A 24,656-nucleotide genomic window follows, 5' to 3' on the forward strand; every position below is an offset into this window, starting at 1 on the left:
ACGGGTTGTGCGGGCAGTGAACGGCGGGGGTCCCGCAGGGGACCCCCGCCGACATGATCACTTGTTGAGGATCGACTCGATCTGCTCGTCGAGCGCCGTGGCGATCTCGGTGACGTCGCCGCCCTGCGCGATCTTGACGAGCGCGTCGGGGATGATGAGCGAGGCCTCGACCTCGGTCCAGTTCGGGCTCATCGGCGTGAACTTCGAGTTCGCGAGCGCGGTCGCCTGCGCCTGCGTGATCGGGTCGTCCGGCAGCGAGGATGCCGCGGAGATGATTCCCGGCGTCAGCCCGCCTTCGGCCAGCAGCTGCTGGTAGCCCTCGGACAGGAGCACCTCGAGCGCGGCCTTGGCCTTCTCGGGGTTCGCGCTCTTCTGCGCCACGGCGACGTTCGAGCCACCCGCGAAGATCGGAGCCGTCTCGCCCGCCGTCATGCCCGGGAGCGGGAACGCGGCGAGGTCCTTGCCGTAGGTGTCGGGGCAGCCCGGGTTCTCTGCGTCGGGCTCGGCCAGGATCGACCACTTCACCCAGCCGGGAGCCGAGAGGTAGCCGACCTCACCCGCGCAGAACGGCACCTGGGGGTTGGCCTCGTCGCCGTCCGCCGGAGCGTTCGTCGCGTTGAGGTAGACCTCCTGGAGCTGCTCGAGTCCGGCGATGCTCTCGTCGCTCGAGAACTGCGCGTCCCACGTGTCGCCGTCCTGAACGGCGATCTCGCCGCCGTGCGCCCACACGTAGGGAAGCGCGTTGTACCAGTCCTTGCCCGGCGCGTAGATGCCGGACATGGTCGGCGTCTCCATCGCGATGCCCGCTGCGACGTAGTCGTCGAGCGTCTCGGGGACGGCGCCGGTGACGAGCTGCGGCGAGTAGAACACGATACGACCACCGGCGTAGTACGGAGCGGCGTAGAAGCTGCCGTCGTAGGTGCCCGCGTCCACGAGTCCGGGAAGCAGGTCGTCGCCACCGAGGTCGCCCTTGATGTCGGTGATGTCGGCGAACAGGCCCTGGTCGATGAAGCCGAGCGCCTGGGTGTTGCCGACCTCGACGACATCGGGCGAGTCGTTGGACGACAGTGCCGCGACGTACGTCTCGTTCGTGTCGGCCCAGGTCTTCTCCTCGATCTTGAGGGTCCAGCCCTCGTTCTCGGACTCGAAGGTCTTCTTCAGGTAGTCACGCGCGGTGTCGGGGGTGTCGGTGCCGACGAGCCACACCGTGATCTCACCGGTCTCGGCTTCGGGTGCTGCACCGCCGCCGCCGGCGCAGCCGGCGAGCACGACAGCGGAAGCACCGACGAGCGCGAGGGCTCCGAGCTTCTTGTTCATTGGTGTCATCCTTCGTTTCTCTTGGTGGTACCGGGAGGGCCGGGTGACCCGTCCGGGGGGATGTTGGGGTGTCAGGACACCCCGAGCCGGTCTGAGAGGACCATGACGGCCGCACCGCGCAGGACGATGTCCTGCCCTTGCTCCGTCATCCGCATCCGGACGCCGTCGTGGAACGCGGCGAGCGTACGAGTGCGGAGGGTCTCGACGGCCTGATCCGCGAGGGGACCATCGAGAAGCTCTGGGGGGCCGGAGAGGACGATCTCCGACAGGTCGAGGGCGCCGACGACGGGAGCCAGGGCGATGCCCAACCGCTCCCCCGCATCGCGCAGGACGCCGTCCTTCTCCGAGGCGGATGCCTCGGCCAACCGCTTGGTGAGCGACGGCACCGACAGCCAGGCCTCGAGGCAGCCGATCTTGCCGCACGAGCACAGCGGGCCACCGTCCGTGCCGACGGTGACATGCCCGATCTCACCTGCGGCGAAGCGCGGTCCGCGCATGGGCTGGCCGGCGGCGAGAAGGCCGGAACCGACACCGCGGCCCACCTTGACGAGCAGCACGTCATCACCGGCTCCACCGAAGGTGTACTCGGCCAGGACCGCGGCGTTGGCGTCGTTCGCGACAAGCACCGGAAGCCCGAGCCCGTCCTGCAGCGCGCCTTCGAGGTCGAACCCGACCCAGCCGAAGTTGGGCGCCGCGAGGATGACTCCGCGCTCGTCGACGACACCGGGCGTGCCGACGCCGATGCCCAGCACGGGCGCGTGCGACTCGGCGACGAGCTCCCGCGCGAGGGACACGACGGTCTCCACGACGTCGTCGGCCGCGGGCAGCGGCACGTCGCGACGGAAGACGATGTCGCCGTCGAGGGTGAGGACGCCGCCCGTGATGACGTCGGTGCCCGAGAGGTCGATGCCGACGATCCGGTGACCGGCACGGTCGAGATCGATGAGCATCGCGGGCTTGCCGGGGCCGGTCGACTCGCGCATGCCCAGCTCGGCGACGAATCCGTCCGCGATGAGCTCGGCGACGAGGTCCGAGATCGTGACCCGTGTGAGACCCGTCTCGCGCGAGAGGTCCGCCCGGCTCATCGCACCGTCGTGGAAGAGCGTCTGCAGGACCAGAGAGCGGTTGTGACCCCGAGCGTGTTCGGGGAGGACCTTGGTCCCCCGGCGCAGCGAGCGACCGAAGGCCCCGGTCGCCCCCTGGGTGTGCGCGCTCTCCGTAGACGAGCTGCGATCGCGCTGCAGGTCCGATGCCGTCATGTTTGTTAGTAGACCTTACGAACATAATCCGCGCAACCGATGAAACGTATTTGAACGGAGCGTTTACAAAACCGTTACATTCAGCGGACACCGTGCATCGGCGATGCCTGCCCTCTCCCTCGCGCTTAGGCTCGGAGGATGACGCGCCTCGCCATCGCCCGACGTCTCGCCCTCGTCGCCCTGACCGCCACCGCGGCCTTCGGGCTCGCGGCGTGCACCTCGTCATCCACTCCCTCCCCCGAACCGACGAGCGTCAGCAGTGATGCGGCCGGCGACGACGGGCAGAGCGTCGAGGACGCATGCGCCCTCGTGCAGGGCACGATCACCGAAGTCACGTCCGGGTTCGAGGATCTCGGCGAGGGCGCCGACCCGGCAGCCGTCGTCGATTCAGTGCAGGCGGCGTCGCAGAAGATCGGCGAGGTGTCGTCGCAGATCACCAACGACGAGGTGGCCGCGATCGTGCCGTCACTGCAGGACATGTTCGCGCAGGTCGGCGAGACGATGACGGCGATCGTCGAGGGCGACGTGTCGAAGCTCGATGATCTTTCGGCGCTGGGCGAGAGCTTCCAGACCACGACTCAGCGGTTCCAAGAGGTCTGCGCGCCCTGACGGGTGAACGGCGCCCGGGCCGTCCATTACCATAGAGGGACGAATCTTCGCATCCGGGGGGTGACGGCGTGACGGATCTCGCTACCAAGCACGGGGCCGACAGTGCTTCCGACGACGCTGCGCCCGACGCAGACGCCGAAATCATCGACGATGTCGATGCGACCGACGAGATCGTCGACGACACGGATGCCGCACCCGAGCCCGACGCTGAGGCGGACTCGTTCGAGGACGATGCCGTCACCGAAGACGCGATCGCCGAAGCCGAGAACGAGCCTGCTGCTGACGACGAAGCCCTCGAGACCGCCGTCGTCGAAGAGTCGGAGGTCGCCGTCGAAGACGAAGCTCTCGAAACCGCCGTCGCCATAGAGTCGGACGTCGCCGTCGAAGACACGGCAGTCGAAGCGGTCGAGTCCCCCGTCGCACTCGATCCGTCAGCTGACGCAGGGTCCGACTCCACGGCGGCCACTGCCGCCCTCGCGGAGGCGACCGCCGTGCTCGCTCCCGTTCCCGCGCCGCAGGTCGACGGGGGTGAACCCACGGACGCCACCTACGCGTGGGCGCCTGCCGAACCCGCGCCGAAGAAGCGTCGCACAGGTCTGTGGATCGGTCTCGCGGCGGGTGCCGCCGTCATCGGGCTGGTCGCGGCATCCATCGTCCTCATCGCACCCGGCACGTCGGTGGCCGGCGTCGGAGTCGGCTTCCTCACCGAAGGTGCAGCCAGCGACGCCCTGACTCAGCGGCTCGACCAGACGACGATCGTGCTGACCGGCGAAGGCGGCGACGTCGAACTCACGGCCGCAGACCTCGGCGCCTCGATCGACGCCGATGCGCTGGCGGCGACGGCCTATGCCGAGCATCCCGCGTGGAACGTGACGCAGTGGTTCTCGGAGCCGATCGACGCGATCGTCCACCTCGACGCGGCCGCTGCGACACCGGTCCTGCGCGCCGCCGCGCCCAGCCTCTACACCGATCCGGTGGATGCGACCCTCGAGTTCGACGAAGCGACCGTGTCGTACATCACGACTCCGGGCGAACTCGGTACCGGCGTCGACGTCGAAGCCGTGCGCGAAGCGATCCAGGCGGCCTTCGTCGCCGGCGATTCACGGGTCGAGTTCACGCCCGTGCAGGCGGACGTGCAGCCCGAGACGCAGGCGCACGTCGTCGAGGCGACCGCGAAGGGGCTCAACGACATCATCGACCGCGCCGGCTTCTACATCGGCACCGAGCGGGTCGTCCCCGTGTCGCGCGAGGTCGCGGCATCCTGGCTCACCGTCACCCCCGGCGATCGCGGCTCGTTCGATGTGTCGGTCGACGCTGCGGCGATCCAGCCCGTCGTCGACACGATCGCCGCGACCGTCGACGTCGCTCCGGTGAACAACTCGGTCATCACCAACTCCGCGGGCACGGTTCTTCGCGAAGAGTCCAACGGCACACCGGGCCGCGCGGTGGACGACACGTCCGACTTCGCCGCGGACTACGCCGAACAGCTCACGCACTTCGATCCCGTGTTCGAGCTCCCGATGACCGAGGTGCCCTTCACGACGGTCACCCTCGCCCGCCGGGTGGACGTCAACCTCTCGACGCAGCGCGCGTACTTCTACGAGAACGACGTGCTGGTCAGGGACATCATCATGTCGTCCGGCGTTTCGGGATCCGCGACCCCGCAGGGTAGGTGGACCGTCAACGGCTACTCCCGCTCGCAGAACATGGGCTGCTTCGACGGAGCACCCTACTGCGTCGAGAACGTGCCGTGGGTGACCTGGTTCGCGCCCGACGTGGGCTTCCACGGCGCGAGCTCGCTGCGTTCGAGCCTCGGGTTCCCGCAGAGCCACGGCTGCGTCAACATGTGGGACAGCGACGCGAAGTGGGTCTATGACTGGACCGCCAACGGCACCGAGGTCAACGTCCACACGTGACCCGCTGAGAACGTGCGAGGGGGACGGGATGCCGCGGCATCCCGTCCCCCTCTCTCGTGCGATCAGCCGATCGCGTCGATGATGCCGTTCAGCGTCGCCGACGGACGCATGACAGTCACGACGCGCTCGTCGGACGGACGGTAATAGCCGCCGATGTCGGCGGGCGAGCCCTGCACGGCGTTGAGCTCGGCGACGATCGTCTGCTCCTGGGCCGCGAGCGACTCCGCGATCGGCGCGAAGATCGCGGCGAGCTCGGGGTCGGCCGTCTGCGCCGCGAGCTCCTGCGCCCAGTAGAGGCCGAGGTAGAAGTGGCTTCCGCGGTTGTCGATCGTGCCGAGCGCGCGGCCCGGCGACTTGTCGTTCTCGAGGAACGTGCCGGTCGCGGCATCCAGCGTGTCCGCCAGCACCTGCGCCCGCACGTTGCCCGTGTACGTCGCGAGGTGCTCGAGCGAGGCCGCGAGCGCGAAGAACTCGCCGAGCGAGTCCCAGCGCAGGTAGTTCTCCTCGACGAGCTGCTGCACGTGCTTCGGGGCGGAGCCGCCGGCACCGGTCTCGAAGAGACCGCCGCCCGCGAGCAGCGGCACGATCGAGAGCATCTTGGCGCTCGTGCCGACCTCGAGGATGGGGAAGAGGTCGGTGAGGTAGTCGCGCAGCACGTTGCCCGTGACCGAGATCGTGTCGAGGCCGTGACGCATGCGGGCGAGCGTGTAGCGGGTCGCCTCGGTGGGCGACAGGATGCTGAACTCGACCCCGTGGGTGTCCATCGTCGCGAGCGCCTGGTAGATCTTCGCGACGAGCTGCGCGTCGTGCGAACGGTTGATGTCGAGCCAGAACACCGCCGGCGAACCCGTCGCCTTCGCGCGGCCGATGGCGAGCTTGACCCAGTCCATGACGGCGATGTGCTTCGTCTGCGTCGCGCGCCAGATGTCGCCCGCGCCGACCTCGTGCTCGATGAGCACGGTCTCGTCGCTGTCGAGCACCTGGACGATGCCGGGCGCGGCGATCTCGAACGTCTTGTCGTGGCTGCCGTACTCCTCGGCCGCCTGCGCCATGAGTCCGACGTTCGGCACGGTGCCGATCGTGGCCGGGTCGAGCGGGCCGTTCGCGATGACGTCGTCGATGACGGCCTGATAGACGCCGGCATACGACGAGTCCGGGATGACGGCGAGCGTGTCATCCTCTCCTCCGTCGACACCCCACAGCTTGCCGCCGTTGCGGATCAGCGCGGGCATCGAGGCATCCACGATCACATCCGACGGGACGTGCAGGTTCGTGATGCCCTTGTCGGAGTTCACGTACGACAGCCGGGGACCCTTGGCGAGCTCGGCGTCGATCGCGGCACGGATCTCTTCGCCGCCCTCGAGGTCGGCGAGTCCGCTGAGGATCGAGCCGAGGCCGTTGTTCGGGGTCAGACCCGCCGCTGCGAGCTGGTCGCCGTACGTCGCGAACGTCTCGGGCAGGAACGCCTTCACGACGTGGCCGAAGATGATCGGGTCGCTGACCTTCATCATCGTCGCCTTGAGGTGCACCGAGTAGAGCACGTCGTCGGCGGCTGCGGTGGCCAGCGTCTCGGCGAGGAACGCGTCGAGGGCCGCGGCCGAGAGGAACGTCGCGTCGACGATCTCGCGCGGGAGGACCTTGAGGTTGTCCTTCAGCACCGTCACGGTGCCGTCGGCGGCCGTGTGGCGGATCGTCAGCACGTCGTCGTGCGCGGCGACCCACGACTTCTCGTTGGCCTTGAAGTCGTCGTGGCCGAGCGTCGCGACGCGGGTCTTCGAGCCGTCCGCGAACGCCTTGTTGCGGTGCGGGTGCTTGCGCGCGTAGTTCTTGACCGAGAGCGGCGCGCGGCGGTCGCTGTTGCCCTCGCGCAGGACCGGGTTGACGGCGGAGCCCTTGATGCGGTCGTAGCGGGCGCGGACGTCCTTCGCCTCGACGGTGTCGGCCTCGTCCGGATAATCGGGCACGTCGAAGCCGTCCGCCTGCAGCTCGGCGATCGCGGCCTTGAGCTGCGGGATCGACGCCGAGATGTTCGGGAGCTTGATGATGTTCGCCTCGGGGAGCGTCGCGAGGCCGCCGAGTTCGGCGAGCGCGTCGCCCACCTGCTGCTCGGGCGTCAGCTTCTGCGGGAACGCCGCCAGGATGCGACCCGCGAGCGAGATGTCGCGCGTCTCGATGTCGACCCCCGCCTGCCGCGTGAAGGCCTGCACGATCGGCAGGAACGAGGCGGTGGCCAGCGCCGGCGCCTCGTCGGTGTAGGTGTAGATGATGGTCGAGTCGGTCACCTGAGCTGTCTCCGTTCGGTCTGCGCCCAGCCTATCGCACCGAGCCAAAGTATCTTGACGTCGAGATATCTCGGATCATGAAATCCGCGTTAAGAACGGACCTTCGGCGATACCGGATGCCGTCATCCGGGCTAGCCTGTGCGTATGCACGAGCTTCGACTGGTCGAACTGTCCGCCGCCACGATCGTGGCGGTCAACAACATGTCCCTCAAGCCGGGGCAGGAGCAGTTCCTCGCTCCCGTGAGCTACGGCATCGCAGCGACAGTCATCAATCCGCAGACCTCGTGGCAGCGCGTGGTCCTCGATGCGAACGAGGTCGTGGGCTTCGTCAGCGCGAACTTCGACGACGAGGCACCGCAGGAGCACTTCCGCTCCGTGCTGTGGCGCATCAACGTCGACGCGGACGACCAGGGCCGCGGTGTCGGTCGTTTCGCCGTCGAGAAGCTCCTCGAAGAGGCCCGAGCCCGCGGACTCGACCGGGTCGACGTGATCTACGAGGCCGGCGACGGCGGACCCGAAGCATTCTTCCAGCGTGTGGGCTTCACCCCGGTGGGTGAGACCGAGTACGGTGAGGTCATCGCCGAGATCCGCCTCTAGCGCTCGGCGACGCGAATCTGGGTGAGTTCGTACCTTCGGGGCCTTCTCCCTGGTCGCATGTGCTGCGGCGGGGCCTCGGATACCCCTCCCCCACCGAGGCCCCGTCGCTTCACCTCTCCCGCACGCGAGACGAGTGGGAGAGCGCCGCGCCGCGCGGTCGGAGAATGTCATCGCGGTCGGTCGGTTTCGGTGAGAATTCTCCGACTTCGGTGACATGCTCCGACGGGAGGAGTGCCTCCTCCCCATGAGCGAAGTCGGCACCGACTTCCACAGGCGCATCGATTGTGAGGCACAGCGTCTGGGGACTCCGTCATGGTCGTGGCATGAACATCGCCGAGTGGATCACCCTGAAAGGTGGCATCGTCCACCGCGCCGAAGCCCTGGATGCAGGTTGGCGTGCGCGCGGGCTCCGGGCGGCCGTCGGCGCCGGCGCGATTCAGGTCATCCGCCGCGATTGGCTCGCCACCGCGGATGCGCCGCTGGATCTCCGTGCGGCTGCGGCCGCCGGTGGTCGCATCGGGTGCGTGACTCTCGCGAGAGAGAGGGGATGGTGGATGCCGGAAGGTGCCGACGATCGCCGGCACCTCAGTGTGAAGCCGCATGCTCGAAACCCGGGCGAGAGCCCGGAACATGTCATCCACTGGACGAAACCTCTCGCGCCCGTCTCCCGATATGCCCTCCGAGAGTCCGTCGAGGATGCTCTCGCCCACATCGCCGAGTGCGCGCCCTATGAATCCGCCCACGCGATCTGGGAGTCTGCGGCCCGCGTCGAGAAGCTGTCCGCGGCCGCACTCCAACGGGTGCAGTGGACCGGCCTCGCCGCCAGACGCCTCGCCGACGAGATCACCGAACTGTCCGACTCAGGTCTCGAGAGCATCTTCGTCACACGCCTCGGCCCCTGGGGCCTGCCCCTGCGCCAACAGCTCCGTCTGGCAGGTCGGTTCGTGGATCTCGTGATCGGCGACAGTCTCGTCATCCAGATCGACGGCTACGCGCACCACTCGTCAGCCGCGGCACGCACGCGCGATGTCGCACACGACGCCGAGTTGACGCTCCGCGGGTACACCGTGCTGCACTTCACCTACGCGCAGATCATCCACGACTGGCCGGCCGTGGAACGGACGATCGCCCGCGCCATCGCGGCCGGACTCCACCTTCGCACCGTCCGGTCGGAGAATGTCATCGCGGTCGGATGATCTCGGCGAGAATTCTCCGGCATCGCCGACATTCTCCGACCGGACGGGCACCGCGGCAAGCCCCGACGACGGATGCCCCGGCCCGCCCGAAGGCGCGGCCGAGGCATCCGGAATCAGACTCAGACGAGCGACTCGCGCCAGGCGGCGTGCAGCTGGGCGAACTTGCCCGTGCCGCTGATGAGCTGCTCGGGGGTGTCGTCCTCGATGATCTCGCCGTGCTCCATGACCAGCACGCGATCGGCGATCGCGACCGTCGACAGGCGGTGCGCGATGATGATCGCCGTGCGGTCGGCGAGGAGCGTCTGCAGGGCGTCCTGGATCATGCGCTCGGACGGGATGTCGAGCGACGCCGTCGCCTCGTCGAGGATCAGCACCGACGGGTTCGCGAGGAACGCCCGCGCGAACGAGATCAGCTGACGCTGGCCCGCCGAGACGCGCCCGCCGCGCTTGTTGACGTCGGTGCCGTAGCCGTCCGGAAGCCGCTCGATGAAGGCATCCGCCCCCACCGCGCGCGCCGCCGCCTTGATCTCGTCGAGCGTCGCGTCGGGCTTGCCCAGCGCGATGTTGTCGGCGACCGTGCCGCTGAACAGGTAGGCCTCCTGCGTGACCATGACGATCGCGCGGCGGAGGTCCTTCGGATGCAGCGACCGCAGATCGACGCCGTCGAGCGACACCGAGCCGCGGGTCGGGTCGTAGAACCGCGACACGAGCTTCGCGAGCGTCGACTTGCCGGCTCCCGTCGTACCCACGAGCGCGATCGTCTGACCGGCCGGGATGTCGAGCGAGAAGTCCGGCAGGATGACGCGGTCATTCGAGTACCCGAAGAGCACGTCGTCGAAGCGCACGTGGCCCTTCGCCTCCCACAGGTCGACGGGATGCTTCGGGTCGGGCACGGTGGGCTGCTCCTCGAGCACGCCCGAGACCTTCTCGAGCGCCGCGGTCGCGGATTGGTACGAGTTCAGGAAGAACGCGACCTCCTGCATGGGCGAGAAGAAGTTCCGCACGTACAGGACGGCCGACGCGAGCGTGCCGAGCAGGATCGCCCCGTCGGCTACGCGCAGGCCACCCCAGAACACGATGAGTGCGAGAGCGATGGATGCGATGGCCATGAGCCCCGGCTCGAAGGTTCCGAAGAGCCGGATCGAGCGGATGTTGACGTCGCGGTACTGCAGCGCGAGGTCACCGAACTCCTCGTCGTTACGCCCCTCCTTGCGGAACGCCTTGACCGCGCGGATGCCCGTCATGGTCTCGACGAATTTGACGATGACCTTCGCGCTGACGACGCGGGACTCGCGGTAGACGACCTGCGACCGCAGGTAGAACCACCGCATGAGGAAGAACAGCGGGATGCCGGCCGCGAACAGGATGAGACCCGATTGCCAATCGAGCAGGAAGAGCGCCCCGAGCGTGAACAGTCCGTAGAGCACTCCCGAGACGAGCTCGTTGAGCCCGCCGTCGAGCAGCTCGCGGATCGTGTCGAGGTCGCTCGTCTGTCGGGAGATGATGCGGCCCGACGTGTACGACTCGTGGAACTCGAGGCTGAGCCGCTGGGTGTGGAGGAAGATCCGCTTGCGCAGTTCGAGCATGATCGCCTGCGTGAGGCGTGCCGACACGACGGCGTACCAGCCGATGAGCGCGGCACCGCCCGCGCCGGAGACGAGATACACCGCCACGACGCCGATCGTCGGCATCCAGTTCATCTCGTCGACGACGGCGGGTAGCGCCGTGTTGATGCCATAGGCGATGAGGAGCGGCCCGATGACGCGTAGCGCCGTCGAGACGATGAGCACGCCGCCCGCCAGCGCGAGCTGCCAGCGCAGGGGTGCGACGAGCGAGCCCAGCAGGCGGAGGGAACGACGACGGATGTCGCGGCTCTCTTCGCGCGTGTAGTCCGAACGGTCTTCGCCGGTCGTGCCGGAGACGGTTGCACTCGTCATCGGTTCACCTCCTCGGTCTCGTGCGCCGATCCGTACGGGTCGAAGCGCATCTCCTGCAATCTGGCCTCTTCGACCTCGAGGCTCGAGATGACGTGGCGGTAGTGCTCGCTCTCGCGGAGGAGGTCGGAGTGCGTGCCGACCGCCGTGATGCGACCGGCCTCGAGGAGCGCCACGCGGTCGGCGAGCATGACCGTCGACGGGCGGTGGGCGACGACGAGCGCCGTGGTGTCGTGCATGACCTCGCGCAACGCGTCCTCGACGAGGGCCTCGGTGTCGACGTCGAGCGCCGACAGCGGGTCGTCGAGCACGAGCACGCTCGGCCGTGCCGCGACGGCGCGCGCCAGAGCGAGGCGCTGGCGCTGTCCGCCTGAGAGCGACAGGCCCTCTTCGCCGATGATCGTGTCGACGCCGTTGGGGAGCTCGTCGACGAAGCCCGCCTGCGCGACGCCGAGCGCCTCACGCAGGACGCGCTCGGCCTCGGGGCTTCCCGGCTCGAGATCCTCGCGCCCGATCAGCACGTTGTCGCGCACGCTCTGGGAGAAGAGGGTCGCATCTTCGAACGCCATCCCGATGTGCCGACGCAGATCACTCAGTCGGAGGTCCCGCACATCCACGCCGTCGAGCGTCACACGGCCGGCCGTCACGTCGTAGAGGCGCGTGGGAAGGGTCGTGAGCGTCGTCTTGCCGCTGCCCGTGAGGCCGACGAGGGCCATCGTCTCGCCCGGCCGCAGGACGAGGTCGACACCGTCGATGAGATCGGCCTCCGTCCTGCCCGCATCGGGGTAGCGGAAGTGGACTCCCTCGAAGACGAGCTCGCCCCGGGAGGAGTCGAGCGTGACGGGTTCGGCGGGGTCGACGATGGAGTTCTGCTCGTCGAACACCTCGAAGAGGCGGTCGGTGGCGGTGCGCGCGTCGAGCAGGAACGAGAAGAGGAATCCGATCGATTCCATCGGCCAGCGCAGCACGGTGGCCATGAAGAAGAACGCGACGAGCTCGGCGCTCTGGAGCTGCCCGAGCGCCGTGAGGTAGACGCCGACGCCGAGGCAGAGCGCGAACGCGATGTCGGGGAGCAGAACGAGCCAGAACCAGATCCAGCCGACGGCGCGCGCCTTGCTGAGCTCGGTCTCGCGGAGCGACTCGGCCTGGCGCGTGAACTTCAGCAGGGCGTGCTTTCCGCGACCGAACGCCTTCAGCACGCGGATCCCGTGGACGCTCTCCTCGACGGCGGTCGCGAGATCGCCGGCCTGGTCCTGGCTCCGGCGGGCGAGCGTGCCGTACGTCTTCTCGAAGCGGTACCCCGCGTACCACAGCGGCGCCGACACGACGAGGAACGTCACCCCCAGCAGCCAGTGCCAGCGGAACAGGAGGGCCGAGCCGATGATGATCGTGAGGATGTTCACGACGAGCAGCACGAGACCGAAGGCGAGCCAGCGACGCAGCATGCTGATGTCCTGCATCATGCGACTGAGCAGCTGGCCGGACTGCCACTTGTCGTGGAAGGCCACCGGCAGGCGCTGGAGGCGCGTGTAGAACTCCTGACGGATCTCGTACTCGACCATCGTGGCGGGGCCCAGGACGAACCAGCGGCGCAGCCACACCATGACGGCCTCGGCGAGGCCGAGTCCGAGGATCGCAAGCGACCCCCACAGGAGCGCGACGATCTCGCCCGACGCGATCGGGCCCTCGACGACCTCCTGGAGGACGAGCGGGATGCCCAGCGCCAGCAGGCTCGCGATGAGCGCGCTGACGGCGCCCAGCACGAGGCGCGGAAGCACGGGCTTGGCGAAGGGAAGGAGCCTGCCGAGCGCCTTCAGGGTGGAAAGTTGAGACCGTTGCGGTTCAGCGGTGGTGGTCATGATCCTTGTGGGGACGAGGGGTGGAGCGGATGCCGCGGCGAAGGCGACAGGGGTGCCTGCGGTGCGGCAGGCGTGACGGAGCGCGGGCTTTCCTCCTGGGAACGCTTCGCGGTCAGGCGCTATGCCCGGCGGTGCCGGGCGAGGGCGGAGGGGTTAACCCGCGAGCGGCCGCGTGAGCCCGGAGACGGGCGTGCGGCCACGGAGGATGACGGCGGCCTTGGTGTCAATGGCGGCATAGGTCATGGCATCCTCCTGGATTCTCTGCGACGGCGCGGTCGCGAGCGCGACAGCCCTCCAGCCTATCCCTGGGAGATCGCTGGGTGCAAGCTCAGATCCGAGCCTCGCGCGCGAGCAGCGAGCGCTTCACGTCGAGGCCCCACGCGAAGCCGCCGAGCGAGCCGTCCGAGCGCAGCACGCGGTGGCACGGCACGAAGAGGGCGGGGGCGTTGCGGGCGCAGATGGATGCCGCGGCCCGCACGGCGCTGGGCTGCCCGAGCGCCACCGCGAACTCCGCGTACGACAGCGGCTCCCCCGGCACGATGGCGCGCAGCGCCTTCCATCCCGCGAGCTGCATCGCCGTTCCCGACTGCGCGACCTCGACGTCGTCGATCGCCGACAGATCACCGTCGTAGTAGGCACGCGCGGCGGCCGAGGCATCCGTCTCCCGTTCGCGCACGTCGCGGGGCTGCGCCGTCGCCGAGAGGCGGGCGAGGATCACCTCGCGATCGGGGGTCCAGCCGCTCGAGAGCACGTGTCCTCGTTCGTCGGCGAGGATCGTGAAGGCGCCGTCGGGGGTGTCGATGGTCTGGATGGTGGCGGTCGTCATGACGGCTCCTTCGGGATGCGCGGCGGGACGGCCCGCCAGAGGTGTGCGGTGAGATAGCTGCGCCAGGGCGCGAGACGGGCCGACCAGGCGACGAGACCGGTGGGATCGGACGGGATGCCGAGAGCGGCCGCTCCCGATCGGACGGCCACGTCGCCGGGAAGCATCACGTCGGGATCTCCCAGGACGCGCATGCGGACGTAGTCAGCAGTCCACGGGCCGATGCCGGGCATGGCCAGGAGCGCGGCGCGTTGCTCGGCGCCGTCGTCTCCCGTCGTGAGCGCGAGCGAACCGTCGGCGAGCGCGGCCGCTGCGCCGAGGATCGACCGGATGCGGGCGGCCGGGCCGCGCAGCACCTCGTGCCCGCGCTCGGCGATCGCCGCCATCGTCGGGAAGAGCCGGGTCGCCCCGCCGAAGCCGTCGACGGGTTCGCCCAGCTCGGTCGTGAGCGCCGTGAGCGCGGTGCGGGCGGCGGCCACCGTGATCTGCTGGCCCACCATGGCGCGGATCAGCATCTCGTGCGGGTCGGCGGCACCGGGCACGCGGATGCCGGGGATCCCGGCGACGGCGGCGGCCAGCGCCTGCTCCGCGGAGAGGAAGTCGTCGATCGCGATCGGGTCGGCGTCGAGATCGAACAGGCGCCGGGCACGGGTCACGAGCGAGGTGAGGTCGGTCAGCTGCGCGAGCTGTGCGCACAGGCGCACCCGGCCGGCCCCGTCGATCCGGAGCTCGAACCACGCGGGACCACCGGCGAGGCGGAGCACGCGCGCGAACGAGGTCGAGGTGGCGGTCTCGATCGACGGAACGGCCCGGGCCGCCATCCATGCGAAGAGCCCGTCGGCGTCCAGCGGCCCGCGATGGGGCAGCACGAGGTCGATCGAGCCGGGGACCGCCGCGTGCGCCTGCTGCAGCGTGCGCCGCGCGCGGAGCTCGAGCGGCGGCATCCCGAACACTTCGCGGATCGTGTCGTTGAACTGCCGGATGCTGGCGAAGCCCGACGAGAACGCGACGTCGGCGGCAGGCAGGTCGGTGCCGACGAGGAGCATGCGCGCCGTCTGCGCGCGATGCGCGCGGCTGAGCGCGAGCGGCCCCGCGCCAAGCTCGGTCGTGAGCAGACGCGTGAGGTGCCGCGGTGAATAGCCGAGCCGGCGTGCGAGGCCCGGGACTCCCTCGCGCTCGACGACGCCGTCGGCGATGAGGCGCATGGCGCGACCTGCCGTGTCACCGCGGAGGTTCCACTGCGGCGATCCCGGTGCGGCCTCGGGCAGGCAGCGCTTGCACGCGCGGAAGCCGGCTTCGTGCGCCGCGGCGCTCGTCGGGTAGAAGGTGACGTTCGACGGCTTGGGTGTGCGCGCGGGGCAGCTCGGCCGACAGTAGATGCCCGTCGAGCGCACCGCCGTGACGAACTGCCCGTCGAAGCGGGCATCGCGCGAATCGATCGCGCGATACCTCTCGTCAAAGGTCATCGTCAGGCTCATGGCTCCAGCCTGACACGCCCCGCCGACCCTGGCTCGCGGAAATCGGACACGGCGGTCAGCGCGGCATCCCGCTCACCCCTGCACGACCGCACAGCACACCGAGAACCCGACTGCGTCGCGAGAACACAGGTGAGCGCGGTGTTCTCGCGCCGGAGATGAGTTCTCGCGGGCAGGGGTCGGGCGTGGCCGCGGACCGGCCGTCAGTGGAAGAAGTGGCGCTCGCCCGTGAAGAACATCGTGACCCCGGCATCCCGCGCCGCCTCGATGACCTCAGCATCGCGCACCGACCCACCCGGCTGGATGATCGTCGAGATGCCGGCGTCGATCAGCACTTGCGGGCCGTCGGCGAAGGGGAAGAAGGCGTCGGATGCCGCGACCGAGCCGGCCGCGCGGTCGCCCGCCCGCTCGACCGCGAGTCGGCACGAGTCGACCCGGTTGACCTGGCCCATGCCGATGCCCACGGTCGCGGAGTTCTTCGCCAGCACGATCGCGTTCGACTTGACCGCGCGGCAGGCCTTCCACGCGAAGATGAGGTTCGTCATGTCCTCGTCGGCCGGGCGCTCGCCCGAGACGAGCTCCCAGTCCTTCGCGACGGACTCGATGTCGTCGGGGAACCGATCGGCGTCCTGCAGCAGCAGGCCGCCCGACACGAGACGCACGTCCATGCGCTCCTGCTGCCAGTCGGCAGGGAGCTGCAGCACGCGCAGGTTCTTCTTGAGCGCGAACACCTCGAGCGCCTCGGGCGCGAAGTCGGGCGCCACGATGACCTCGGTGAAGATGTCGCGCAGGTTCTCGGCCATCTTGAGCGTCACGGTGCGGTTCGCCGCGATGACGCCGCCGAACGCCGAGACGGGGTCGCACTCGTGCGCGCGCAGGTGCGCCGAGGCGATGGGGTCGAGCGCGCTGGGTGCGGCGACCGCGATGCCGCACGGATTCGCGTGCTTGATGATCGCAACGGCGGGCTTCACCATGTCGAAGGCGGCACGCAGGGCGGCATCGGCATCGACGTAGTTGTTGTACGACATCTCCTTGCCCTGCAACTGCTTCGCCTGGGCGATGCCGTGACCCCCGAGGCGCGTGTAGATCGCGGCCCGCTGGTGCGAGTTCTCGCCGTAGCGCAGGGTCGTCATGCGCTCGGCCTTCATCGTCAGGTGCGCCGGGAGATCGTCGTGCTCGAGGGTGCCCTCGGAGAACCACGTCGCAACGGCGCGGTCGTACTCGCACGTGTGCGCGAAGGCGCGTGCCGCCAGCTCGCGGCGCTGCGCGAGGGTCGTGCCGCCGTTCGAGATCGCCTCGATGACGGCCGGGTACGACTCGGGCGAGACGACGATCGCGACGTTGGCGAAGTTCTTCGCCGAGGCGCGCACCATCGCCGGGCCTCCGATGTCGATCTGCTCGACGACGTCGGCAGGCGATGCTCCGGATGCCACGGTCTCGACGAACGGGTAGAGGTTCACCACGACGAGCTCGAACGGCCGGATGTCGAGCTCGGCGAGCTGACGCTCGTGGTCTTCGAGCCGCAGGTCGGCGAGGAGTCCCGCGTGGACGCCGGGATGCAGGGTCTTGACGCGACCGTCGAGGGACTCGGGGAAGCCCGTGACCGCCGCGACGTCGGTCACCGCATACCCCTCGGCACGCAGGAGAGCCGCGGAGCCCCCCGTCGACACGATCTCGACTCCGGCGGCGTCGAGCGCTGCGGCCAGGTCGAGGAGGCCCGACTTGTCGCTCACCGACACCAGGGCGCGGCGCACCGCGACGACATCGCGGTCGCGGTAGAGGTTCGGGTCGTGGCTCGGGCCGGCCATGGGGACTCCTTCGGCGTCAGGGGGTGTTCGCTGCGGTCGCGAGATCGAGCTCGCCCGTCGCGACGCGGCGGACGACGTCGATCAGCAGGCGCCGCTCGACGGGTTTGATGCGCTCGTGGAGGCTGTGCTCGTCGTCGCCCTCGAGGACGGGCACGCGCTCCTGCGCGAGGATCGGACCGGTGTCGACGCCCGTGTCGACCACGATGACGCTCGCCCCCGTCTGCACAGCACCCGCGGCGAGCGCGTCGCGCACGCCGTGAGCCCCCGGGAACTCGGGCAGATACGCGGGATGCGTGTTGATGATGCGCGGCGCCCACTCCTCGACGAGCGAGGCGGGCAGCAGACGCATGAGACCGCTCAGCACGATCAGATCGGGTCGCCAGACAGAGAGCTGCGCACCGAGCTCGGCTCCCCACTCCTCGCGCGTCGCGAACTGCTCCCACGGGACGAGGAACGTCGGGATGCCGTACTCCTCGGCGTGGGCGAAGCCATCCGCTTCGCGGTCGGCGCCGACGACGACGATCTCGGCGGGGAAGGAGGCGTCTGCCGCAGCATCCAGCAACGCCCGGAGATTGGAGCCCCCGCCCGAGATGAGGACAGCGACCGTGAGCACGCGCCTAGTCTACCGACGGCACGTCGACGACCGATTCGGACTCCGACGGCTCCGCGCGCTCGCCGCGAGTGCGATCGCGGCGGCGTGGGGACAGCAGCAGAATGCCGGCACCGACGAGCACTTCGAGGCCGACCGCGAGCGCGACCGGGCCGGGCTCCGGACCGACATCGGCGAGACTGCCGGGCCCGATGGATCCGGATGCGAGGGCGGCGAGGAGCGCAGCGGCGCCCGCCGCCGCGACCGCGATCCCCAGCGCGATGACGAGACGCACGCCCGCCCCGTCGGACTCCGGCTCGGGCTCGTCGCGCGGGTCGTCGCTCGGCGTGTCGGACGACCCGATCAGGCCCGCGAGCACGGCGGTGTGCGTGGCATCCGGAGCAGTCTCCTCAGGTTCGCGATCAGCGACCGGCCGCAGCACGAGCCGCGACCGCGCGATCCACCCCGCGAAGGCTCCGACCGCGACGGGGAGGAGCGCGAGCAGGAGCAGCCACGGGCTGAGCGACTCGGGCACGGCGCCGAGCACGGGGATGCCGGGGAGCACGCCCACCTGGGTACCGGCGGGCGCAACCGTCGTGCCCGTTCCGACGAGGAAGCCCGGGCCCGCGAGGAACGACATCGCCCACACCACCACGGTCGGCAGATAAGCGAGCTGTCCGATCGTGATGAGCGTCGCGCCCAGCGCATCGACGTGCGCGGACTCGAAGAGGGCGATGATCTCGCCCCCGCGGCCGATGAGCGCGACTGCCGTGAGCAGCGCGGCGAGACCCGCGAGCGCGACCACCACGACCGCCGTGCCGCGCGCGATGAGCGCGGGGACGTCGCCCCAGGCCGTGCCCTCGATGCCGTCCCGTGCGCGGGCGATCAGCCCCTCGCCGGCCTCGGTCCACTCCGTCACGCCGGCGCCGAGGAGCGCCGGGACGGCGAAGACGAGCCCCGGGAGCAGGATCGCCGTCCACAGCGTGGTGTCGGCGACGTCGATCGGCGAGGTGACGGCGACGGCCGCCGCGATCGCGGTGAAGAGCAGCGCGCCGGTGAGCACGCCCGTGATCCACGCTCCGGCCTGCGATGCGCGGCGGCCGGATCGCGCCGCGAAGATCGCCGTGAAGCCGGCGAAGGCGAGCGGTGCGAGAGAGACGGTGAAGGATGCCGCGGCGGGATCGATCCCCGTGACGGCGAGGTACTCGGGCGGCAGAGAGATCTCCAGCGGCACGAGGTGACCCAGCTGCCACACCTTGGCCGATGCCGGCCACAGGAGTCCCCAATCCGCGGCGCCGCCGCCGGCGAGCACCCACACGAGAGTGAGGGGTGCGAGCACGACGGCAAGGCCCACTGCCGCCGCGATGACGGCGTCGACCGCGGCGAGGATGAAGACGATCAGGCGATGCATGCCTCAACGACCCTATCCGCGGCGAGCCGCGTCATCCTCACCGGCACGCCTCTCTCGGGCGACTGACCGACCCGCTATCTTCATCCACGGAGGTCCACCCATGACAACAGCGCCGTCGTCCGCCCCCGACACCGTCGAGCCCGAGCCGAAGAACGGCTTCGACCGGTTCTTCGAGATCAGTCGTCGGCGATCAACCGTCGGCACCGAGGTGCGGGGCGGTGTCGTGACCTTCGTGACGATGGCGTACATCGTCATCCTGAACCCGATCATCCTGTCGTCGGGTGTCGACGTCGACGGCGACAGTCTGCCCTTCGTCGCCGTGGCTGCGGCGACCGCGCTCACCGCCGGTGTCATGACGATCCTGTTCGGACTCGTCACGCGACTGCCGTTCGCGTTCGCGGCCGGTCTCGGGATCAACTCGTTCCTCGCGGTCAGCGTCGTCGGGCAGGTGACGTGGTCCGAGGCGATGGGCCTCGTCGTCATCAACGGCCTCATCATCGTGCTGCTCGCGGCTACGGGGCTGCGGCGCATGATCTTCGACGCGGTACCGATCCAGCTGAAGCTCGCGATCACGGTCGGCATCGGCCTCTTCATCGCGTTCATCGGCTTCGTCGACGCGGGCTTTGTCACCTCGACCGGCGCGTCGTCGCCGCCGGTCGGCCTGGGCATCAACGGGTCTGTCTCGACGATCCCGACGCTCGTCTTCGTCATCACCATGCTGCTGACGGGCATCCTCGTCGCGCGCAAGGTCAAGGGCGGCATCCTGATCGGTCTCGTCAGCGGCACGGTGCTCGCCGTCGTCATCGAAGCGATCTGGAACATCGGGCCGAAGTTCACCGACGACGGCGTCAACCCCGGCGGCTGGGGACTCTCGGTGCCCGAGCTGCCGGCATCCCTCATCAGCCTTCCCGACCTCTCGCTGCTGGGTCAGGTGTCGTTCGGCTCGTTCGAGCGCATCGGCGTGCTGGCTGCCCTCATGCTCGTCTTCACGCTCGTCTTCACGAACTTCTTCGACGCGATGGGCACGATGACGGGCCTGTCGAAAGAGGCGGGGCTCGCCAACGAGAAGGGTGACTTCCCCCGCATCAAGTCGGCGCTCATCGTCGAAGGTGTCGGCGCGGTCGCCGGTGGACTCACCTCGAGCTCGTCCAGCACCGTCTTCATCGAGTCGGGCGCGGGCATCGGCGAAGGCGCACGCACCGGGTTCGCGAACGTCGTGACGGGAGCGCTGTTCCTCATCGCGATGTTCTTCACGCCGCTCGTGTCGATCGTGCCGAGCGAGGTCGCCGCAGCCGCCCTGGTGATCGTCGGCGCACTGATGATGTCCCAGATCCGCTTCATCGACTTCAGCGAGTTCTCGGTGCTGCTGCCGGTGTTCCTCACCGTCACCGTCATGCCGCTGACGTACTCGATCGCGAACGGCATCGGCGCGGGCTTCGTCTCGTGGGTCGTCGTGCGCTCGCTCTCGGGCAAGGCGAAGCAGATCAGCCCGCTTCTGTGGATTGTCGCAGCGGGCTTCCTGCTCTACTTCGCCCGCGGGCCGATCGAGGCGCTGCTTCAGGGCTGAGGCGCCGACCGCCACGCGCCGGACAGGGGCAGCTCTCCGCCGAACAGCTGAGTCACCGTCGCCGTCGAGAAGCCGCGATCGCGCAGGCCCGCGATCACATCGGGCGCCATTCGCACGGAGTTCTCGTGGATGTCGTGGAACAGGATGATGCCACCCGGCCGGGCGCCGTCGACAGCGGTGCGCAGCAGCTGCTCGTCGGTGACACCGGCCCAGTCGCGCGTGTCGACGTTCCACAGGATCGCGGGGATGCCGGCGATCTCGAGCACTTTGTCGTTGTACTCGCCGTACGGCGGGCGGAACATCGCGACGGGCTGCCCGCTGAGCTGCTGCAGGATGTCGCGCGAATCGTGCAGCTGGCGGCCGATCGCGGCGTCGTCGAGGGTGGGCAGCTGCGGATGGTTCCACGTGTGCGAGCCGATCTCGTGGCCCTCCTGCGAGACCCGACGTACCGTGTCGGGTCGATTCGCGGCGTTCGCACCGAGCATGAAGAACGTCGCCGAGACGTGCGCGTCGCGCAGCTCGTCGAGGAGCGTGGGGGTGAGCGAACCCGGACCGTCGTCGTAGGTCAGCGCGATGCAGGGCACGAGGGCGCAGTCGAGCCACTCCTGCGACGGCGGCACGGCGGACGGGCCGGCGTACGGCTGACCGCCCGATGCGAGGACCGCGCGGCCGAGGTCGGTCACGAGGCTCGCAGCGACCTCGGCGGGAACCTCGATCGTCAGCGGCTCCGTCGTCGCCGCGACGCCCAGATCGGTGAGCTCGGCGGTCGTGAAGCCCGCCGGGATCGTGAAGGCGAGCGTGCCGTCGGGCGTCGGCACGGTCGAGGTGAGCGCCGCACGGATCGCCGCGATCTCCTCCTCGCCCCCGCCGTCGGGTGGGGTGAGGCTGAGCGCACCGGCGTCACGCCGCAGCGCCTCGATCACGTCGTCGCCGAGGGCGGCGGCCGCGGCATCCGTCCACAGCTCCCCCGCCGCGCCCACCTCACCCGTCGACGTGTCGGTGTAGAGGATGGATGCCGCGTCCGACGCGACACCGTCGGCTGTCGCCATCACGACCCGCAGCCGCTCGCCGAACACCGTGCCGCCCGCGGCGACGATGTCGCACACCACGACGGCGCCGGGTGCCGAGAGCAGCTCGTCGGCCGGCGCGAGCGTCGAGCCGGCCGCGCAGCCGCGCTCCCCCAGGCCCGCCCCGACGGGGGATGCCTGGGGCCGATAGGCGGTGCCCGTGACTGCGGCGCGCCCGTCGATCGCGCGCCGGACGACGACGTCGACGGCCTTATTGAACCGTGCGACCTTCGCGCTCTTGCCCGGCAGGTACGTGAACCGCGCGTCGATGCCCACCGCGTCGTTGCGCAGGCGCTGCGCCGTCACGCCGGACGCGCTGGCAGGATCCAGCGGCGCGGGTGCGGCATCCATCACCCGCGTCTGGGTCGCGGGCCAGGTCGGCGGTGTCCACGCGGCGTCGACGGCAGGCGCGCACGCGGTGAGTGCGAACAGCGCCGCGACAATGACCGTCGCTGTGAGCGCGCGGCGCCGGTTCACGGCTGCACCCCGGCGAGCAGTTCACCGAACGCGGCGCGGTAGTCCGCGAGCTCGTGCCCCTCGGTGACGCGGACGTCGAAGAGGACGGATGCCGCATCCGTCTCGACGACGGCGACGATGCTGTCATCCCCCACGTCGGCGTGCGAGACCCGCAGTCCCGTCGACAGCGTCTCGGATCGCACCGGCCCGATCGTCACGTCGGGGACGACGCCGAACGCGGTCGTCAGTTCATCCTGCAGAGACGCGGACGGCGAGGTGACGTGCACCTCGAGCCCGCCGTCGGGCGTGCGGACGGTGAGCCCGTCGGGGCCGCCGAGCACGACCCAGCCTTCGGGAACGACGATGGATGCCGCGCCCACCGGCTCTGGCGTGACGCCGTCCGAGACCCGGGCACCCGCCTGCGCGAGCACGGGTGGCAGCGCGGTGACGAGCGCGAGCGCGACGAATACGATCGCTGCGGCGGCGCCGATCCCGGCGAGGATGCGATCCCACGGGGACGCCGGGAAGGGCTCCCGCGTCGTCGTCATGGGGCCCAGGCTATGTCAGCCTTCGACCGGTTCGAGGACGAACACGGCGATGAGCCGGTCGGTCTTCGCCTGGTAGTTCTCATAGTCGGGCCACGCCTCGACCGAGCGCGCCCACCACTCGTCGCGCTCGGCGCCCGACAGCTCGCGGGCGACGTAGTCGCGCTTGTCGGCGCCGTCCTGCAGCTCCACCTGCGGGTGGCGGCGCATGTTCTCGCCCCACTTCGGCTCGTCGGGCGCTCCGCCCTTCGACGCGACGACGGCGTAGCGTCCGTCGTGCTCGACGCGCATGAGCGCCGTCTTGCGCAGCGCGCCCGACTTCGCCCCGACCGTCGTGAGCACGATGATCGGCTTGCCTCGCAGGGTGTTCGCCTCGGCGCCCGCGGACGCCTCGAACTTCTCGGCCTGCACGCGGGCCCATTCGGACGTGGACGGTGCGTATTCTCCGGTCAACGGCATGGCTCCACCCTAATGGCGGCCTCGGCCTCGCGGCCGGTCTCAGTACCGTCGAGGCCAACGTGGCGAGCAGAAGCTCACATGCTTCCGAGAGCCACCGGACGCACTCCGGCCACAGCCGTTTCCAGTCAGGCGCGAGTCAGACCTACGATCTTCCCCAGATTCGGCGCCACAACTTGTCAAGAGACAGATGGATGCGGATCCGTTGATCCCCGAGTTGCACGATGCGGGTAGGCGCCTTGAGGAACCTCGATGTCGTGAGCTCACTCTTGCCTTCCAGATACGCCTGCCCTATGGCGATCAAGTGTTGAAGAATCTCTCTGATCTCTTCGGACGAAGCATCCTCATCCACGATGTCGTACATGAACCCGCCATCGAGCTGGAGTGTGAACCACCCTGTGCCGGGAGTGGAAACGGCTGCCCACCTCTCCGCTCCCTCGTGGTGTTCGAGCACCATTCCGGCGAGGCCGTTGCGCTCCTCCACCACTGAACGCAGGCCTTTACGTTCGGGGCGAAGGGATTCGAGCACAGCGAGGGCTTCGTCCACGCTCATCGCATGTACCTCTTCCGAATCCCCACTGCCAGCGCGTTGGGTTGTATGTCAGTCACGACGGCGCGGCCCCGACCGATGGCGCTTGTCCGCTCGTGTGAATGCGAATGTGGAAGCTACCGCGGCGAGAACCGTGATCACCGCCACGAAGATGAGCCGCACGCCGATTGGCTCAGGTAGGCAAAGAACGACGATCGACGCGATCAGCCATCCCACTCCATGACCGCTAGTTAGCAAGAACTTTAGGTACTTCATCACACCGCCCGACTACCACGCCAGGTTGCGCGGTTGTAGAAGTCGTGGAGACCTTGGGCGGTCTGCACATAGCCAACTGTGGTCCCGCCCGCGCGTATCGCATTACCCCAGCTGCGATCCCACCTTCTCACGCCCGCGGCGGCGCGTTGCCTCTCCCGCTTCATCGCTTTGGCGCGGCCACCGGTCAGACCCTTCGGGAACTGCTTGCCGATCCCCTGAAACGATTTCGTGACAGCGCGTGACACAGCAGCCCCGACACCAAACGATGCCACCGCGACTAGCTCCGAGACGCCGGTCTGCGGGTCGCCTTTGGCGAAGGCGTTGATCGCAAGACCGAGGCTGATGCCAGCGGAGACTATTCCACACACAGCACAACCGAATATTGCGGCGACGCCGAGCACCAGTGAGATGTCGCCGAGCACCTCTTCGGGTGTGTCCCAGAATTGCCCGGTGAGGTCGTGTTTGTTGATGGGGTCTGTGGGCCAGACGTAGTCGTTGTCGACGCCGCCTTCGACGGGATCCACTTGCAGGAACCTGCCGAGTGCGGGCAGGTACACCCGGGCACCCATCTGCACGATCAGCACCCCACCCGCCGACGTGTCAGCCTGCTTCGCGGCACCCTGATGCCACGCGAGCGTCCCATCGCCGGCGACGCCCGACTCGTTCGCTGCGGGCGTGCCGATCG

At 69.2% G+C, this 24,656-nt stretch carries 20 protein-coding genes; 5 read left to right on the forward strand and 15 right to left on the reverse strand.

All coding sequences use genetic code 11. The features are described 5' to 3' along the window. Positions 1-57: 57 nt before the first annotated feature. Entirely contained in the window at positions 58-1,317 is a 1,260-nt protein-coding gene (locus MA876_RS14770) for an extracellular solute-binding protein (protein WP_248151063.1), read from the reverse strand. A gap of 71 nt (positions 1,318-1,388) precedes the next feature. Beyond that, a complete protein-coding gene (locus tag MA876_RS14775; RefSeq protein ID WP_248151064.1) occupies positions 1,389-2,576 on the reverse strand; it encodes an ROK family transcriptional regulator in 1,188 nt (395 codons plus the stop codon). A 138-nt stretch (positions 2,577-2,714) separates the two neighbouring features. Between MA876_RS14775 and MA876_RS14780 the strand changes: the two genes are divergently transcribed. After that, entirely contained in the window at positions 2,715-3,185 is a 471-nt protein-coding gene (locus MA876_RS14780) for a hypothetical protein (RefSeq protein WP_248151066.1), read from the forward strand. Between the two features lie 68 nt (positions 3,186-3,253). Continuing rightward, complete coding sequence (locus tag MA876_RS19340; protein ID WP_248151067.1) at positions 3,254-5,101, forward strand: L,D-transpeptidase family protein; 1,848 nt, start codon at positions 3,254-3,256, stop codon at positions 5,099-5,101. Positions 5,102-5,163: 62 nt separating this feature from the next. Here the strand turns inward: MA876_RS19340 and MA876_RS14790 are convergent, their stop codons facing one another. Next, the gene (locus MA876_RS14790) at positions 5,164-7,383 is read right to left on the reverse strand and encodes an NADP-dependent isocitrate dehydrogenase (protein ID WP_248151068.1); all 2,220 of its coding nucleotides are present in this window, start codon (positions 7,381-7,383) and stop codon (positions 5,164-5,166) included. A 144-nt stretch (positions 7,384-7,527) separates the two neighbouring features. On the opposite strand from MA876_RS14790, the gene MA876_RS14795 reads away from it, so the two are divergent. Then, positions 7,528-7,980 carry a GNAT family N-acetyltransferase gene (locus MA876_RS14795; RefSeq protein ID WP_248151070.1) on the forward strand — a complete coding sequence of 151 codons (453 nt, stop codon included), beginning with the start codon at positions 7,528-7,530 and terminating at the stop codon, positions 7,978-7,980. A gap of 323 nt (positions 7,981-8,303) precedes the next feature. Next, complete coding sequence (locus MA876_RS14800; protein WP_248151072.1) at positions 8,304-9,176, forward strand: endonuclease domain-containing protein; 873 nt, start codon at positions 8,304-8,306, stop codon at positions 9,174-9,176. A gap of 119 nt (positions 9,177-9,295) precedes the next feature. On the opposite strand, the gene MA876_RS14805 is transcribed toward MA876_RS14800, so the two are convergent. The 7 genes from MA876_RS14805 to MA876_RS14835 all read right to left on the reverse strand — a co-directional run bounded on the left by MA876_RS14805 (position 9,296) and on the right by MA876_RS14835 (position 19,075). Further along, positions 9,296-11,113 carry an ABC transporter ATP-binding protein gene (locus MA876_RS14805; protein WP_248151074.1) on the reverse strand — a complete coding sequence of 606 codons (1,818 nt, stop codon included), beginning with the start codon at positions 11,111-11,113 and terminating at the stop codon, positions 9,296-9,298. Beyond that, positions 11,110-12,969 (reverse strand): ABC transporter ATP-binding protein, encoded by a 1,860-nt coding sequence (locus MA876_RS14810; RefSeq protein WP_248151077.1) that lies wholly within the window; start codon positions 12,967-12,969, stop codon positions 11,110-11,112. Before MA876_RS14810 ends, MA876_RS14805 begins: the two co-directional genes overlap by 4 nt. Before the next feature lie 328 nt (positions 12,970-13,297). Continuing rightward, positions 13,298-13,795, reverse strand: coding sequence for a methylated-DNA--[protein]-cysteine S-methyltransferase (locus MA876_RS14815; protein ID WP_248151080.1), 498 nt, complete (start codon positions 13,793-13,795; stop codon positions 13,298-13,300). Continuing rightward, a complete protein-coding gene (locus tag MA876_RS14820) occupies positions 13,792-15,270 on the reverse strand; it encodes a DNA-3-methyladenine glycosylase 2 family protein (RefSeq protein WP_248151083.1) in 1,479 nt (492 codons plus the stop codon). The genes MA876_RS14815 and MA876_RS14820 overlap by 4 nt, the downstream gene beginning before the upstream one ends. 200 nt (positions 15,271-15,470) lie before the next feature. After that, on the reverse strand, positions 15,471-17,075 hold the full coding sequence (gene purH / locus MA876_RS14825; RefSeq protein ID WP_248151086.1) for a bifunctional phosphoribosylaminoimidazolecarboxamide formyltransferase/IMP cyclohydrolase: 1,605 nt from the start codon (positions 17,073-17,075) through the stop codon (positions 15,471-15,473). A gap of 16 nt (positions 17,076-17,091) precedes the next feature. Continuing rightward, complete coding sequence (gene purN / locus MA876_RS14830) at positions 17,092-17,688, reverse strand: phosphoribosylglycinamide formyltransferase (protein WP_248151088.1); 597 nt, start codon at positions 17,686-17,688, stop codon at positions 17,092-17,094. Between the two features lie 4 nt (positions 17,689-17,692). Further along, positions 17,693-19,075 (reverse strand): cell division protein PerM, encoded by a 1,383-nt coding sequence (locus MA876_RS14835; protein ID WP_248151090.1) that lies wholly within the window; start codon positions 19,073-19,075, stop codon positions 17,693-17,695. Between the two features lie 100 nt (positions 19,076-19,175). On the opposite strand from MA876_RS14835, the gene MA876_RS14840 reads away from it, so the two are divergent. Beyond that, complete coding sequence (locus MA876_RS14840) at positions 19,176-20,642, forward strand: NCS2 family permease (RefSeq protein ID WP_248151093.1); 1,467 nt, start codon at positions 19,176-19,178, stop codon at positions 20,640-20,642. On the opposite strand, the gene MA876_RS14845 is transcribed toward MA876_RS14840, so the two are convergent. From MA876_RS14845 to MA876_RS14865, 5 genes are all read right to left on the reverse strand, one after another. Further along, positions 20,633-22,186 carry a polysaccharide deacetylase family protein gene (locus MA876_RS14845; RefSeq protein WP_248151098.1) on the reverse strand — a complete coding sequence of 518 codons (1,554 nt, stop codon included), beginning with the start codon at positions 22,184-22,186 and terminating at the stop codon, positions 20,633-20,635. The genes MA876_RS14840 and MA876_RS14845 overlap by 10 nt on opposite strands. Then, a complete protein-coding gene (locus MA876_RS14850) occupies positions 22,183-22,713 on the reverse strand; it encodes a hypothetical protein (protein ID WP_248151101.1) in 531 nt (176 codons plus the stop codon). Before MA876_RS14850 ends, MA876_RS14845 begins: the two co-directional genes overlap by 4 nt. Positions 22,714-22,728: 15 nt before the next feature. Then, a complete protein-coding gene (locus MA876_RS14855; protein ID WP_248151102.1) occupies positions 22,729-23,169 on the reverse strand; it encodes a nitroreductase family deazaflavin-dependent oxidoreductase in 441 nt (146 codons plus the stop codon). 142 nt (positions 23,170-23,311) lie between these two features. Continuing rightward, positions 23,312-23,719 (reverse strand): hypothetical protein, encoded by a 408-nt coding sequence (locus tag MA876_RS14860; RefSeq protein ID WP_248151105.1) that lies wholly within the window; start codon positions 23,717-23,719, stop codon positions 23,312-23,314. A 251-nt stretch (positions 23,720-23,970) separates the two neighbouring features. Next, positions 23,971-24,656, reverse strand: a 686-nt coding sequence (locus MA876_RS14865) for an RHS repeat-associated core domain-containing protein (RefSeq protein WP_248151108.1), incomplete at its 5' end; no start/stop codon positions are given.

It is taken from the genome of Microbacterium aoyamense, from assembly GCF_023155855.1.
GTDB classification, from domain to species: Bacteria; Actinomycetota; Actinomycetes; order Actinomycetales; family Microbacteriaceae; genus Microbacterium; species Microbacterium aoyamense.